Origin of the sequence: Streptomyces sp. WAC 06738, from assembly GCF_003945505.1 — a bacterium.
Classification (GTDB): domain Bacteria; phylum Actinomycetota; class Actinomycetes; order Streptomycetales; family Streptomycetaceae; genus Streptomyces.
In genome coordinates this window covers 8,022,727-8,036,801 of sequence record NZ_CP029618.1, presented here as the reverse complement: position 1 = coordinate 8,036,801, position 14,075 = coordinate 8,022,727, and the positions used below count along the sequence as shown (strand labels likewise).

At 71.7% G+C, this 14,075-nt stretch carries 13 protein-coding genes; 7 read left to right on the top strand and 6 right to left on the bottom strand.

What is annotated here, in order from left to right:
* Window positions 1–204: 204 nt before the first annotated feature.
* Entirely contained in the window at window positions 205–642 is a 438-nt protein-coding gene (locus DMB38_RS34795) for a hypothetical protein (RefSeq protein ID WP_125938524.1), read from the top strand.
* 127 nt (window positions 643–769) lie between these two features.
* Here the strand turns inward: DMB38_RS34795 and DMB38_RS34790 are convergent, their stop codons facing one another.
* The 3 genes from DMB38_RS34790 to DMB38_RS34780 form a co-directional block, all read right to left on the bottom strand.
* Window positions 770–1,795, bottom strand: coding sequence for a helix-turn-helix domain-containing protein (locus DMB38_RS34790; protein WP_125938523.1), 1,026 nt, complete (start codon window positions 1,793–1,795; stop codon window positions 770–772).
* A gap of 373 nt (window positions 1,796–2,168) precedes the next feature.
* Entirely contained in the window at window positions 2,169–4,061 is a 1,893-nt protein-coding gene (locus DMB38_RS34785) for a PhoX family phosphatase (RefSeq protein ID WP_125938522.1), read from the bottom strand.
* Complete coding sequence (locus tag DMB38_RS34780) at window positions 4,061–6,151, bottom strand: peptidoglycan-binding protein (RefSeq protein WP_240662636.1); 2,091 nt, start codon at window positions 6,149–6,151, stop codon at window positions 4,061–4,063. Before DMB38_RS34780 ends, DMB38_RS34785 begins: the two co-directional genes overlap by 1 nt.
* A gap of 351 nt (window positions 6,152–6,502) precedes the next feature.
* Here DMB38_RS34780 and DMB38_RS34775 point away from each other — a divergent pair, with 351 nt between their 5' ends.
* Both DMB38_RS34775 and DMB38_RS34770 read left to right on the top strand, forming a co-directional pair.
* Window positions 6,503–7,402 carry a ThuA domain-containing protein gene (locus tag DMB38_RS34775; protein WP_240662635.1) on the top strand — a complete coding sequence of 300 codons (900 nt, stop codon included), beginning with the start codon at window positions 6,503–6,505 and terminating at the stop codon, window positions 7,400–7,402.
* 389 nt (window positions 7,403–7,791) lie between these two features.
* Complete coding sequence (locus DMB38_RS34770) at window positions 7,792–8,994, top strand: PP2C family protein-serine/threonine phosphatase (protein ID WP_125938521.1); 1,203 nt, start codon at window positions 7,792–7,794, stop codon at window positions 8,992–8,994.
* 57 nt (window positions 8,995–9,051) lie between these two features.
* Here the strand turns inward: DMB38_RS34770 and DMB38_RS34765 are convergent, their stop codons facing one another.
* On the bottom strand, window positions 9,052–9,384 hold the full coding sequence (locus DMB38_RS34765) for a hypothetical protein (protein WP_125938520.1): 333 nt from the start codon (window positions 9,382–9,384) through the stop codon (window positions 9,052–9,054).
* Complete coding sequence (locus DMB38_RS34760) at window positions 9,347–9,748, bottom strand: ANTAR domain-containing protein (RefSeq protein ID WP_240662634.1); 402 nt, start codon at window positions 9,746–9,748, stop codon at window positions 9,347–9,349. Before DMB38_RS34760 ends, DMB38_RS34765 begins: the two co-directional genes overlap by 38 nt.
* Window positions 9,749–9,891: 143 nt before the next feature.
* Between DMB38_RS34760 and DMB38_RS34755 the strand changes: the two genes are divergently transcribed.
* The 4 genes from DMB38_RS34755 to DMB38_RS34740 all read left to right on the top strand — a co-directional run bounded on the left by DMB38_RS34755 (window position 9,892) and on the right by DMB38_RS34740 (window position 12,958).
* Window positions 9,892–10,266, top strand: a complete 375-nt coding sequence (locus DMB38_RS34755; protein WP_125938518.1) for a helix-turn-helix domain-containing protein — start codon at window positions 9,892–9,894, stop codon at window positions 10,264–10,266.
* A 189-nt stretch (window positions 10,267–10,455) separates the two neighbouring features.
* Window positions 10,456–11,115, top strand: coding sequence for a DNA polymerase ligase N-terminal domain-containing protein (locus DMB38_RS34750; protein ID WP_125938517.1), 660 nt, complete (start codon window positions 10,456–10,458; stop codon window positions 11,113–11,115).
* Window positions 11,116–11,477: 362 nt separating this feature from the next.
* A complete protein-coding gene (locus DMB38_RS34745) occupies window positions 11,478–12,281 on the top strand; it encodes a SigB/SigF/SigG family RNA polymerase sigma factor (RefSeq protein WP_125938516.1) in 804 nt (267 codons plus the stop codon).
* 119 nt (window positions 12,282–12,400) lie between these two features.
* Window positions 12,401–12,958, top strand: coding sequence for a hemerythrin domain-containing protein (locus DMB38_RS34740; protein WP_125938515.1), 558 nt, complete (start codon window positions 12,401–12,403; stop codon window positions 12,956–12,958).
* Between the two features lie 48 nt (window positions 12,959–13,006).
* On the opposite strand, the gene DMB38_RS34735 is transcribed toward DMB38_RS34740, so the two are convergent.
* The gene (locus DMB38_RS34735) at window positions 13,007–13,978 is read right to left on the bottom strand and encodes an LLM class F420-dependent oxidoreductase (RefSeq protein WP_125938514.1); all 972 of its coding nucleotides are present in this window, start codon (window positions 13,976–13,978) and stop codon (window positions 13,007–13,009) included.
* Window positions 13,979–14,075: the final 97 nt, after the last annotated feature.

The window sequence follows — 14,075 nt, the reverse complement described above, 5'->3', positions numbered from 1 at the left end:
GATACCCCGAAGTCACGGGGAGCGTACCGACTTTCCTTCGGCGTCCTCACCACGTAGGGCAACAACCCTGCAACAACAGGTTTTTTCCCGACCCGCGAAGTCCCCCAAGGAGGACATCGCGGCGCTCCCGCTCCCGGCCCGGCCCCCGCCGGCATGAGTACGCGTACTCATGCCCGTATCCCGCGCGCGGCGGACCATGGCTCCATGAGACAGCTCTCCGCCGTCGCGGCCGTGGGTCTCGTGCTGGCCTGCCCGGTCTGGGTGTGGTGGGTCATCGGTCCGCTGGACGCGGACTTCGACGACCTGGACTACTACATCCGGCCGCCGGAGCTGCCCCCGGGTCTGGAGCCCGCGCTCGGCATCACCGGGATCGCCGTCGCGGTCGTCTGCGGGCTGGTACTCGTGGTCGCCACCTGCCTGGAGTGGTTCGACTGGCGGTGGTGGCAGGTGATCGGGCCGCTGGTCCTCGCCGGGATGGGCACCGGGTACGGCTGGCGGATCCTCACCGCCGGCGGCATCGGCGCCAACATCGGCGCCGGGTTCGTGATGTTCTTCGGGGTGCCGGCGCTGGTCGCGACGCTCGTCTGGGCGCTGGTGCGGAGCGTTCTGCTCGTACGGCAGACGCACCGGCACCGGAGCTGACCCGGCGACGGCCGCGGCGAGTCCGGTCCAGTGTCACGGCCGGGTTCTGTGGATGCCCGGGCCGGCGTCATGCCCGGCACGGCCGACGCGATGCCGCGGGCACGGCCCCGGCGCCGGGGCCGCCGGTTCAGACGGCTGTGCCCGTGACGTCGTCCTCGGCCCGGCGCATGGCGGCGCGCAGCACGGATGCGCCCGTGGGTGTGAGGGTGTGCAGCACGGCCGGGCCGTGCCGCACGGTGGTGATGAGGCCGGCGTCGCGCAGCGCGGTGGCGTGCCTGCTGGCGGCGGAGGCCGAAACGCCGGCAGCGCGGGCGATCTCGCCGGTCGTGGCACCCGCGGACGCGGCGCGCAGGGCGACCGCCCGGGCGCGCCCGAGCAGGTTGATGAGGGACTGCTCCGGGGCACCGTCGGTCACGGAGCGGGCCTCGGGCTCGTGGAGCAGGGAGTACCAGACCACGGGCGGCAGTCCCGGGTCGGCGAAGGCGACCGGCTCGCCCCAGTTGAAGTACGAAGGGACGAGGGTGAGTCCGCGGCCGTTCAGATACAGGTCCCGGTCCTCGGCCTGCCTGGGGTAGGCGACCTCCAGGACGGGCGGGCACCAGCGCAGCATGGGTCTGAGTCCCGCGAGCATGCCCTCCACTCCGCCGTCGAGGAGCCCGCGGCAGCGTGCCGCCCGCTCGGCCTCGATCCGCGCCTGCACCTGCTCCGCGTGGGGGGCGACGACGCCGTCGAAGTACGCGCGCAGGATGCCCGCGAACTCCTTGCGCTCCTCCCGTCCGGCCAGTCGCCCGGCCCACGCGGGTGCTCCGACGGTGCGGTCGAGGATCGTCATCTCCTCGACGACCCGTTGCGCAGGCGTGGCCAGGATCGACTCCAGTCCGGCGTCCAGGCCGTTCACCGCATCCGCCGGAGTGAGGAAGTCCGGGAAGTACGCGGCCCTGGGGTACAGGGGCAGCAGGACACTCCGCAGCACCCGCTCCAGCCCCGCCTCCCGCAGCCGTTGCCGTGCCGAGCGGTACCAGCCGGCGTAGGCCCACCGGCCCCCGCGGGACTGCAGCCGGTGCAGACTCGCGGCGATCTCGAACATGGGGTCCGGCGCGGGGGCGAGCCGGGTCCTCGCCAGGTCCACATCGGTGAAGTGAATGCGGAGCACGTCGTTCCCCCAGCCTGAGTTCGGTTCCTGCCCGAGCGCGCGCCTCGTCCGCCCGGCGCGGGATCGGGCCGGACGAGCGTAGGAAGCTGTGATCAGGAAACGATAAACGGCCGTTCAACGAGCGTGAACCGCATGCTTGCCGGCGCCTGCGCGTGGCAGACGCCGGATCCGGGCACGGGCCGGGGTGCACCGGCGGAGGGAGGTGACGGCGTGTCGGGCGCGGCGGGGCCGCCGGTCACGTACGCCGCCAGGGGCGGTTACCGGTCGAAGGCGTGCGGACAGCGCCAGGTGTCGGGACCGATGATGCCGTCGGCCGAGGCCCCGAGCGCGAGGAGCAGGACGGCGGCGGCTGACAGCGCGGCCGGCTCGGCCTTCATGACGATTCCCTTCGACGCGGGTCGCGGACCGGGTGGACGGCGACGGTGGCGGAGCGGGGGCGGTCTCCCGGCCTGCCGGACGGCCAGGTGCTCACCGCACCCGGGTCGGCGCTGTCCGGGGCGCCCCACCGGGCGGTGCGCTCGCCGGGGTGCTGGATGTTCACGAAGAGCGTTCGTCCGTCGGGGGTGGCGGTGACTCCGGTGACCTCGGCGCCGCGCGGAGCGGTCAGGAAGCGGCGGACCTTCCCGGTCGTGGGATCGGCGGCCAGCAGGGCGTTGTTCCCCGCCGCCCGGTAGACCGCCGCGGTGCCGTTGAGGTCGTGGCCGGAGATGCCGGTGGAGATCCAGAGGGTTCCGTCCGCGCCGAACCAGAGCCCCTTGGGGGCGGCGAACGCGCCGTCGGAGGAGAGGTCCGGGTCACCGGCGACGAGGAACTCCTCCCAGCGGAAGGAGGGCGGCGTACCGTCGTCCGCCGCCTCGCGCCACCGGATGACGCGCCCGTAGCGATCGGCGCCGCGCACGCAGACCCCTGCCGCCGCGCCTTGTTCCGGCCCGCCCGAACACGGTGCGCCACCCGCGCTGTTGGCGAGGGCCAGATACACCTCGCCGTCGCGCGGGCTCACCGCGACTCCCTCGGGGCGGGCGAGGGGGGTGGCGCCGAGGGCGTCGGCCGCCATCCTGGCCCGTACGAGGACGTCGGCCTGGTCCCGCCAGCCGTTGTCGCGCGTCAGCGGGCCGTGCCCGTGCCGGAGCGGCAGCCAGCCTCCTGCGCCGTCCGGGGAGATCCGCGCCGCGTAGAGGGTGCCGTGGTCGAGCGGGCTCCTGCCCTGGTCCCGCATCCGGCGCCAGCCGTCCGCGCTGACGTACTTGTAGAGGTACTCGCCGTCCTCGGAGTCGGTGCTGTAGACGACGAGGCGGCCGGCGGCCTCGGTCACGGTGGCGGAGCCGTGCATGAAGCGTCCGAGCGCGGTCCGCTTGACCGGGACGGCGGAGGGATCACGCGGGTCGAGTTCCACGATCCAGCCGAACCCGTCGGGTCCCGCCTCGTGAGCGCCGAGATCGAACCGCGGGTCGGCGCGGTGCCAGGGGTGGCCGAAACCGTCGGCGGACAGGCCGTACCTGACGTGCTTCTCGCCGCGCCGCCAGCCGGGGTCGTCGGTGCCGAAGACGGCGTTGAAGTTCTCCTCCGCCGCCAGGTAAGTGCCCCAGGGGGTGGTGCCCTGGCCGCTGCAGGCCAGCACGCCCCGTGACCCGCCGCCGGCCCGCACGGGACCGGAGAACCGGACGGGCGAGTCGGCCGTGATCCTCCGGTTGTACGCCGAATCCACGGCCCTCCACACGCCGCCGGACTCGCGTACCGCCACCACGGTGAGGCCCTGCGCGGCGGCCGCCTTGGCGGCCCCGCCGCCGAGCAGTTCGGCGTCGGTCGCTTCGTGGCCGATCACGAGCAGGCCGTGGCGGTCCCCCGCGGCGCCGTCGCCCAGGGGGAAGTACCGGACGCCGTGATGATGGCTGCCGACCTGCCGCGCCTGCTCGGCCGCCGTACCGCTCCCGTCCGCCCGCCACCGCGGCCCGGCCGCGCGTACGGGCTGTCCCCAGGGGGCGAGCACGTCGGCCGTATAACCGGCGGGGACCGCGGTGGCGTCCGCCTCGCCGGCCGCCACCGCGGTGAAGGACGACAGTCCCCGGGGCGCCGCGGCCGACCGCCCGGCCGGGGGCGACGGCCGGGCCGCGGCCCCCGGGGTTCCCAGGCTCAGGAAACCGGCGGTGGCCAGGACTCCGCCGGCGACGACTCTCCTCCGGGAGAGCCCTGCCGCCCCTTCGCCCGTGGTGACCGCCGTTCCGGCGGCGCCCGCCGCTCGCGTCGGGCCTGTCTTGTCGTCCCGCATCAGAACCTCCCCTGGTTGAGCGCGGTCTGCAGGGCCTTGGTGGTGCCCGGGCCCCAGTCGCCGTCCACGGTCAGCTCCGCGCCGGTCATTCTGTTGAGGTGGCCCTGCAGGGCCTTCACCGTGGCCGCACCGACATCGCCGTCCACGATCAGGTCCGCACCGGCCCACGTGTTGAGGTGCTGCTGAAGGGCGCGCCGGGATTCCGGTCCCCAGATTCCGTCGGCGGCGGTGCCGGTCGCGTACTGCAGCGCGGTGATGGTGGCCGGGCCGAAGGAGCCGTCCACGGTCAGTCCCGCGCTGCCCTCGTAGCGGACGTAGGCGGCTTCGGTGGCGGGTCCCCAGAGACCGTCGGCGTCGGTGCCGACCCTGGCCTGCAGCCACTTCACCCCGGCTTCGGTCCTGGGCCCGAAGAGGCCGTCGACCTCCAGCTCCGGTGTGTACCCCAGGCTGTTGACGGCGTGCTGCTGCGACCTGACCGGCCGGATGGTGGTCAGCCCGCCGTCCGCGTTGCCGTGTCCCCCGGTGTACGCCACGTAGGCGGCTTCGGTGGCGGCGCCCCACAGGCCGTCGGCGTCGGTGCCGACCCTGGCCTGCAGCCACTTCACCCCGGCTTCGGTCCTGGGCCCGAAGACGCCGTCGACCTCCAGCTCCGGTGTGTATCCGAGTCCGTTGACCGCACGCTGCTGCGCGGCGGCGGTACGGATGGTGGTCAGGCCGCCGTCGGATCCGCCGCCACCGTTGTACGCCACGTAGGCCGCCTCGGTCAGCGGTCCCCAGAGTCCGTCCGCGGCGACGCCGACCTTGGCCTGGAGCCACTTGACCCCGGAGTTGGTGAGCGGGCCGAAGATGCCGTCGACGTCCAACTGCGGCGTGTACCCGAGCCCGTTGACGGCACGCTGCTGCGCGGCGATGGAACGGACGCTGGTCAGGCCGCCGGCCGAGCCGTCGCCCGGGGGCGTATCGCCGTTGTACACGGGGGAACCACCGACGATGGGATAGGTCGTGCCCGGCATGCCGTTCCGCACCCAGGTCCGCAGATCGTTGCCGGGGCAGGCCGTGGAGCCGATCGCACTGTGGTACGTCCTGGCGAGTGACCTGCCCACGTACTTGTTCGCGGCGTAGTAGAGGCTGCGGATGGAATTCTTGGCGGTCTGGGTCGCGTCGCCGTCCCGCCCGATGAAGCACACGCCGAAATGACTGGTGTTGTAGCCCGTCGCATGCGCACCGACCGTCATCCAGCCGCGGCCCTCGAATATCCGTCCCGACCGGTCCACCAGGAAGTTGTAACCGATGTCCCACCACCCGTTGCCGTCCATGTGGTAGTTCTGGATCGCCCGGGGAGTCTGCGAGGTCGGACCGGCCGAGTAGTGCACGGCAAATCCGGTGCGCTGCGACAGCGTCGCGAAGTCCTCGTCACGGGGCGGGCGGGCGCCCCACTGGCTGCGCGAGATGATCTGCAGCCCGTTGGGCTCCTTCCCGGCCACGGGTACGCCGGGATCCATCGAAGAGCCCGACTCCGCGTACGGGGTGAGTTTTCCCGGGCACTCCGTGTCGTAGCCCAGCGAGTGCGGCAGCAGCAGGTCCCCGGCGAGCAGGGTCGGTGAGACATCGTCCCGCAGATGCCAGATGAGGTCCTTGATGGCATTCCGCATGTCCTGGGTCGGGGTGTCTTCCGAACGCAGGAGGCCGCAGATCGAATAGAACCCGGTATTGCGCCCCACACCGTTCACATAGCCGGCGGCGTTTCCCTCCGCTCGCCGGAAGCCACGGCCCTCGTAGATCTCCCCGTGCGGGCACACCAGGAAGTTGTAGTGAATGTCACCGACATCGAGATGACCGGACGCCCACGCCTTCGCTATTTCCCTCTGGCAGTCGCGCTCCGCGTCGGGCTTGAACGTCCCCTCCCCGCGGTGGTGGATGAAGACGCCTCCCGTCCAGGGCTCCCATGCCCTGTCATTCGGCGGGGGATTCTCGGCGCGCGCCACCATCATGTCGACGGGAAGGCCGAGCGCCGCCGCGAGCGCCTTGATGCGTGGGTCTTCGACGACATACGGCGCCCAGTGGGTTCTCGGGCGAATGTAGACGGACATGCTGGCTTTCCTTCCAGAAGACGCGGCGGGGCCCGCACCGGAGCGACCGCGGCCCGCCAGTGGGGCGACCGATAGTTCATGACTGCTCGGGCGGCCTTGCCCCTGCGCCTGGGAATCGACCCTCCTGCGTCCGGGTGCGTTTCGGGTCGTTCGGGACCTCTCGGGTGATTGCGTTGCCGGAGAGCCTCGCACACCGGCGCCGGCCCGGACAGGCACGTGCAGCACAGCTCAAAAGCCCAGGTCGGGGGCGCCTCGCGGCGGCGCGGCGAGATATCCGCCGGCATGGTCGTCTTGACATGTCCCCGAAATGAGGCCGTAGTTGATGACGACACCAGAGGTGAGGGGAGTGCCATGCGTTACGCACGACAAGGCGTGCACCGTGCGTTGTTGGCGGTGGCGGCGATCGGGCTCGTCGCGACATCGGCCGTACCTGCCGAGGCCAAGTCCGAGTCGAAGGTCCTGATCTACACCGGGACGACCGGGTACCGCCACGCCGGCTCGATCGACGGCGGCATCGGCCCGATCCAGAAAGCGCTGGATCAGGCCGGGATCTCATCGGTACGAGAGGACTGCGACGGCCTCGGCGGGGCCGTCGGCAACTGCGACCACCCGGACGCGAACCCCCGCGTCTTCACCCCGGAGAACCTGGCCCAGTACGACGCGATCTTCCTCTTCAACTCCTCGTCGCAGTGGCTCGGCGGAGGCCGTCCGGGCCCGCTGTGGGACGAGGAGCAGCGCGCGGCGATCCGGGGGTTCGTCAACGCCGGCGGCGGAATCGCCGCCAACCACAACGCGGTCGACATGGGCGCCGGCGTCACCACCTGGGACTGGTGGGACGGCGCGGCCGACAGCGCGGTCGGCACGCTCATGACCGGCCACGCCGCCAGCGATCTGAACAACGTCGCCACGGTGCGCGTCGAGGACCGGCGCCACCCGTCGACGCGCAACCTCCCGAAGGAGTTCGGCTTCGGAGACGAGCACTACAACTTCGCCCGCAGCGTACGCGGCGACGCGCACGTGCTGGCAACGCTCGACGAGGAGACGTACGAGCCGGGCCCCAACGCGATGGGCGAGGACCACCCGATCTCCTGGTGCAAGCAGTACGACGGCGGCCGCATCTGGGTCACGGGCATGGGCCACTTCGCCGAGTCCTACACGGAGAACGGCGGGAACAACAACCTCGTCAAGCACCTCACCGGAGGCATCGGCTGGGCCGCCGGCATAGGCGGCGGAAGCAAGTGCACGCCGTGACCGCCTGATCGGAACGAGCCGCACCCGACAGCGGACCCACTCCCCACGGGCGTCCCCCACGGCCAGGCCGGTCGTCACGATCCCCCGACGACCGGCCGGCGACGCTCACGCCGGGGGTCGCCGTCGACGCGCACATCGCCGAACCCCGTTCACGACCGGGCAGGGCGTCAGGCCGCCGAACGGGGCAACACTCGGCAAAACCTGAAAACCGCCTTTCAGGGACATGTGGTCCGTACTCTGGCGGTTGGTAACAGTCGCTCGGTCCCTTGTTTTCGCCTGTCCCGACACCGGGGAGCGGTCTCTCGTGCAGTCGGCGAGACCGCAGGCGGGCGAACGCGGGGTGTCCCTGTTCTCCGGGGTTTCTTCTGATTTCCCAGCCCACCGCGCGGATGCAGCGCGCGCTTCTGCGTGCCGGTCATCTGGCCACCTTCGAACAGATGCCCCTCCTGGTCGCCCAGCACGCGAAGACCGCGGGACTGTACCAGGCGAGGATCTTCGTGGCCGACCTCCAGGGGGAAGTGCTGCGGGAGGTGACCGGGCGCGGTTCCGACGCCGGGCGGGGCGGCCAGGAGTTCCGGATCCTCACCACCGTGCCCGGGACCGCCTATACCGAGACCCGGCTGATCACGGTCCGGGCCGAGGAGCACGGCCGGTTCCGGCAGTGGATCCCCCTGCTGAACGGCGCCGAACGCCTGGGGGTGCTGAGCGTCGACACCGACCACAGCAACGACGCGGACCTGGAGGCGATCCAGGACCTGACCTCCCTGGTGTCCCTGCTGCTGGCGAGCAAGCGAACCAACAGCGACGCCTACGCCCGGCTTATCCGGACCACGAGCATGACGGTTTCCGCCGAGATGCAGTGGCCCCTCATGCCGCCCCGGAGCTTCTCCAACGACCGGGTCACACTCGCCGCGGCCATGGAACCCGCCTACACCGCCGCCGGAGACGCCTTCGACTACGGCATCGCCGGCGAGACCACCTACCTGGCGATCCTGGACGCCATGGGCCACGACACCGCCGCCGGGCTCACCGCGAACCTGGCCATGGCCACCTTCCGCAACCAACGCCGTCAGGGCGTCAGCCTGCCCGATACGTGCGCGGCCATCGAGGACGTGCTCATCGCCCACTACACCCACACCCGCTACGCGACCGGAATCCTGGCCGAACTCGACATGGTCACCGGGGTACTGACCTGGGTCAACTGCGGTCACCACTCCCCGGTTCTGGTCCGGGGCGGACGCTGGACGTCGGAATTGTCGTGTCCGCCGTCACACCCCCTGGGCACCGACCTCGGCCTCCCGGTCCACGCGTGCGAGGTGCAACTGGAGCCGGGAGACCGGGTCTTGCTGTACACCGACGGCATCACCGAGGCACGCGACGCCGACGGCCGGGAGTTCGGGCGCGAACGCTTCGTCGATTTCGTCATCCGCCACCAGAGCGACGCCCTGCCCGTACCCGAGACGCTGCGCCGCCTCATCCACGCCGTCCTCGACTACCACGACGGGAAGCTCGACGACGACGCGACCGTCCTGCTCTGCCAGTGGCACGGCAACATCGACCGGCTGCCCGCCGCCACCTACCCACCGACCTGACGGGCCGCGGCAGCCGTTCCCGCGGCCACGAGTTCCCTGCGGCCGCCCCACGGGCTCTCAGTCGCCTGCCGGCTCCGTTCGTACGGGCTCTCTCACGTGGACGTCGTCGCTGTCGTGGTCGACGTGGACGGCATGGCCTGCCTCGGTGAGGGTCGCCAGCAGTGCGTAACGCAGGGCCGCCCGGATGCCGTCCTGCTCGTTGTGGCCACGTCCGGCGGGATCGAGCGCGGCGCCAGGCTCCCACCGCACCACCACGGCGTCGACGCTGCGCCGCACGTGCAGGCCCGCCGCCCCTTCTCCGCCGCCGGCGGTGACGTCGAAGCCGGCGGCGGTGAGAAGGCGGCAGACCTCGTCAAGAAGCAGATGCGGTGCGTCTGCTGCCTTCACCATCTCGCCGCCTCCACACCCGCTCGATCGCCTGACGCATCGGAACCCGCAGGTCATCGCACATCGGTGTGCCCCCGGTGGAGGAAACCACCCACGAGGCCACGTCGCGCAGAGGGACGTTCGCGTGCTGAGAGGTCTGGCGGAGCACCTGCCAGGCGTCGTCGGCATCGCCATCGAGGACGGCCATCAGAACCCCGCGGGCCTGATCGACCACCGGCCTGGTCCGGATGGCCTGTTTGAGCTGGGCGTTCTCCTCGCTCAACTCGGCCAGCCGGTGCCGGACCCACGACGGCAGCGCGCCGAGGGCCGCGCCGGACTCTCCCGCCGGCTGCGGTGACGGCTGAGCGGTGGTGTCGTTGTCGGCCACAGGCCGTGTGTGGGGCATCCCGGGGTCCCTATGCGGAGAGGGCATGACGGTCTCCTGCTCGCCTCACTCGATGACGCACGACGATTCACGACATGGATTTCGCGTCTTACGGTACGCGAACGAAGCATCGTACGATACCGGCAATGGCTACCGCACCCGAATCCCACACCGGCTGGACCTTCCTCACCAACCACGCCCGCATCCTGGCCGTGATCGCCGACAACCCCTCGGTGCGGATCCGTGACATAGCGGCACATTGCCGGCTCACCGAGCGCGCCTGCCAGCGGATCATCGCCGACCTGGAGCAGGCCGGCTATCTCTCCCGCACCCGGCACGGCCGCACCAACACCTACCGCATCCAAGAGGACGTTCCTCTGCGCCACCCGGCCGAGTCCGGCCTGACCGTGGCCACCCTCCTCACCCTCCTGGCACGGCATGAAGCGCCCGGAATCCGGCCGGACCTCGCGCCCCCGGCCCTCCCCCACCCACCACCGGACGATCCCGGTGGGCAGCCGTAGCCGAGGACGATCGGGACCTCTTCGCCGGCACGTTCGCCGACGCGCTCGTGCCGCACCCGGTCGGAGGAGTAACACGCCCGCACCACCAGGGCCCCGGCGGATGATGAAGGCCCGGACCCCCACGTGCCGCGAAGGAGCGGCGGGAGCACCGGCCGAGGCGGAACGAGCGAGGCGACGCGAGGGGCTGTCGTGGGCAAGAGGGACGAGCTGCGGACCTACCGCGAGAAGCGGCACTTCGACAGGACGAGCGAGCCGGGCGGCGAGCCCGCCGCGCGCGGCGAAGCCGCGCCGGGTGAATCGGACGGGCCGGCGTTCGTGGTGCAGATCCACGACGCGAGCACCGTGCACTTCGACTTCCGCCTGGAGGTCGGCGGCGTCCTGAAGTCCTGGGCGGTCCCCAAGGGGCCATCCACCGACCCCCATGACAAGAGGCTCGCCATCCCCACCGAGGACCACCCCCTGGACTACCTGGAGTTCGAAGGCGTGATCCCCGAGGGGGAGTACGGCGGCGGCACCGTCATCGTCTGGGACACCGGCACCTATCGCCCGCTCAGCCACGGCAGGCGCGGGCAGCCGGTGCCGTTCGGGCAGGCCATCGACGACGGCCACGCCGTCTTCGAGCTGCACGGCAGGAAGCTGCACGGCCGGTACGCGCTCACCCGGTTCCGCGGCGGCGCCCCGGGCGGCGGCTCCGGTGAGAAGCCGATGTGGCTGCTCGTACGGACCGGATCCGGGCGCGGCACCGGCGGCACGCCGGACCCGCGGCGTGCCCGCTCCGCCCGCAGCGGCCTTACGCTGCGCCAGGTCGCCGAGTCGCCCGACGCACCCCGGTGGCAGCCGGACGGCTGACGGCGGCCGGCGCGGGTGAGCGCCGTCGCGGCCGGGGCGGGGCACCCCCGAGGGCGGGCGGGGGCACGGGCCCTGTGTGCGGCACAGCCTTCACAAAGGACCGCTCAGATCCGGTCATCCGGCCGGCGGCGTGGCCGTAGGCCGGGCGATTCGCGTTTACGGCGCCCGGCCTCGGGCAGGTGGAATCACGTGCTTCGGACCAGAGGCACGCCGCGGGAGCGGACGGCTTGTCAGCCGTCGGTGCTCCGGCCGCGTACGGTCCGGACTGTCGTTCGCGGCCCGCCCACCGGTACTCCGGTATCAGGCCGCAGCCTTCCTCCCGCGAGAACCGAACGTTCGCAACTCGCCCGAGGGAGGCCCCCGTGGCGCATGTCCGGGCAAGGAGCGGGAAACACCCGCACGACGACGCACCCGACACCTCCGCACAGTTCCGCCGGCTCTCCGGCATGCCGGAAGGGCCCGAGAAGAAGGCACTGCGGCAGGAGGTCGTACGCGCGTGGATGCCGATGGCGGCGCGGCTCGCCCGCCGCTTCAGAAACCGCGGCGAGGCGCTGGAGGACCTGGAACAGGTCGCGCACCTCGGCCTGGTGAAGGCCGTCGGGCGCTACGACCCCGAGCGCGGCCACGCCTTCGAGAGCTTCGCCGTGCCGACGATCGTCGGCGAGCTGAAGCGCCACTTCCGCGACCACATGTGGGGCGTCCACGTGCCCCGCCGGGTCCAGGACCTGCGCAACCGCGTCCGCAGCGCGAGCATGGCGCTGGCCACCAGCGCCGACGACCGCTTCCCGCCGACCGCGGACATCGCCGAGGAGGCCGGCCTCACCGAGGAGGAGGTACGCACGGGACTGGCGGCCCTGGAGAGCTACGCCACCCTCTCCCTGGACGCCAACCTGACCGACACCGAGGACGGCTACTCGCTCGCCGACACCGTCGGCAACGCTGAACCCGGCTTCGACCGGGCCGTGGACCGCGAGGCCGTGCGACCGCACCTGAGCCGACTGCCGGAACGCGAACGCGAGATCCTCTACCTGCGCTTCTTCCGCGACATGACCCAACGGAGCATCGCCGACCACCTGGGCATCTCGCAGATGCACGTCTCCCGCCTGATCAGCCGTACCTGCGAGCGGGTGTACGAGCGCGTGGAAATGGACCGGACCGCCGCGTAGATCATGCTGCCCGTCACCCCCGCCGGCCGCATCGGCTCCGGGAATCGGGGTACCCGCCGCGTCCCGTACCCGCGAACGTCCCCGCGGGAGTTCGCGGATCACAGTGGAAGGAGACCATGATGGGACACGGCGGAGACGTCATCGACGAGCTGACCACCGACCATCGCGAGGTGGCGGACTACTTCGGGCAGTTCCACCGGGCCCCGCCCGGCAGCCATGACCGCAAGCGGCTGCTGGACCGGTTGACCGTCGAGTTGGTGCGGCACTCGGTCGCGGAGGAACAGCACCTCTACCCCGCGGTGCGCGAGCATCTGCCGAACGGCGGGAAGATCGCCGACAAGGAACTCGCCGATCACGCCCAGGTCGAGCAGATGCTCAAGGAACTGGAGGGCATGGAGCCCCGCGACCCGGCCTTCGACCCCACGGTCCGCGCGCTCCAGCGCGAAGTGATCGCCCACATCCACGACGAGGAGAGCACGCTCTTCGTGCGGATGCGCCGGGACTGCGGCGAGGACACGCTGTGGGACCTGGGCGAGAAGGTCCGTACGGCGAAGAAGACCTCCCCCACCCGCCCGCACCCCGGGACTCCGTCGACCCCTCCCGCCAACAGGCTCGTCGACCCCGGCATCGGGATGGTCGACCGGGCCCGCGACCTCCTCACCGGCCGGGGCCGGTAGCCGGCCCGGGGAGGCCCGCCGTGGCCCGCCGGGCGCGGCCGCGGGCGTTCAGCCGAACTCCGCGCGGAGCGCCGGCAGGAGCGTCTTCGACGCCCAGCGCAGGAAGGCCGGTTGGGTCTCGCCGCCGATCTGGACGAGCGCCACCTCCGTGAAGCCGGCGTCCGCGTAGGACCGGACGGCCTCGACGAACGCGGCCGGATCGGCGCCGCACGGGATGGAACCTGCGACGTCGCCGGGCGTGACGAACCGGGTGGCGCCGGCGAAGGAGTCGGGGTGCGGGAGTTCCGCGTTGACCTTCCAGCCGCTGCCGAACCAGCGGAACTGGTCGTGCGCGCGCCCGACCGCCGCCTCGCGGTCCGGGTCGTAGCTGACGGGCAACTGCCCCACCCGCGCTTTGCCCGCACCGCCGTGCCGGTCGAAGGACTCCAGCAGCCCGGCCTCGGGCTCCGTGGCGATGACCAGGTCGGCGAGCCGTCCGGCCAGCGCGCAGGACTGCTCGCCCGAGACCGCGATGCCGATCGGCGGGGGCCGGTCCGGCAGGTCCCACAGCCGCGCCGAGTCGACGGAGAAGTGCTTGCCGTGCCGGGTGACGTGACCGCCGCCGAAGAGGTCCCGGATGATGCCAACGGCCTCCTCCAGCATCTCGTGCCGGACGTCGACTCCGGGCCAGCCGCGGCCGACGACATGCTCGTTGAGGTTCTCACCCGCTCCCAGCCCGAGCCGGAAGCGGCCCTGGGCGAGCAGTTGCAGCGTCGCGGCCTTCTGCGCCACGACCGCGGGGTGGTAGCGCATGAGCGGACAGGTCACGTACGTCATGAGGGGAATGCGCGACGTCGCGTAGGCGGCGGCACCGAGGACGCTCCAGGCGTACGGGCTGTGCCCTTGCGAGCGCAGCCACGGGAAGTAGTGGTCGGAGGTGACCGAGAAGTCGAAGCCCGCTTCCTCGGCCGCGACGACGTGTTCGACCAGTTCCGTCGGCCCCGCCTGCTCGGTCATCATCGTGTATCCGATTTGCACCATAAGGGCAAGTCTCCCTGGTCACGGCGAGCAGGGCACCTCTTGTCCGTTTGATGTCGTCTCGGGGGTGGCACACGATGGTGTGATCCGACCGAACGAA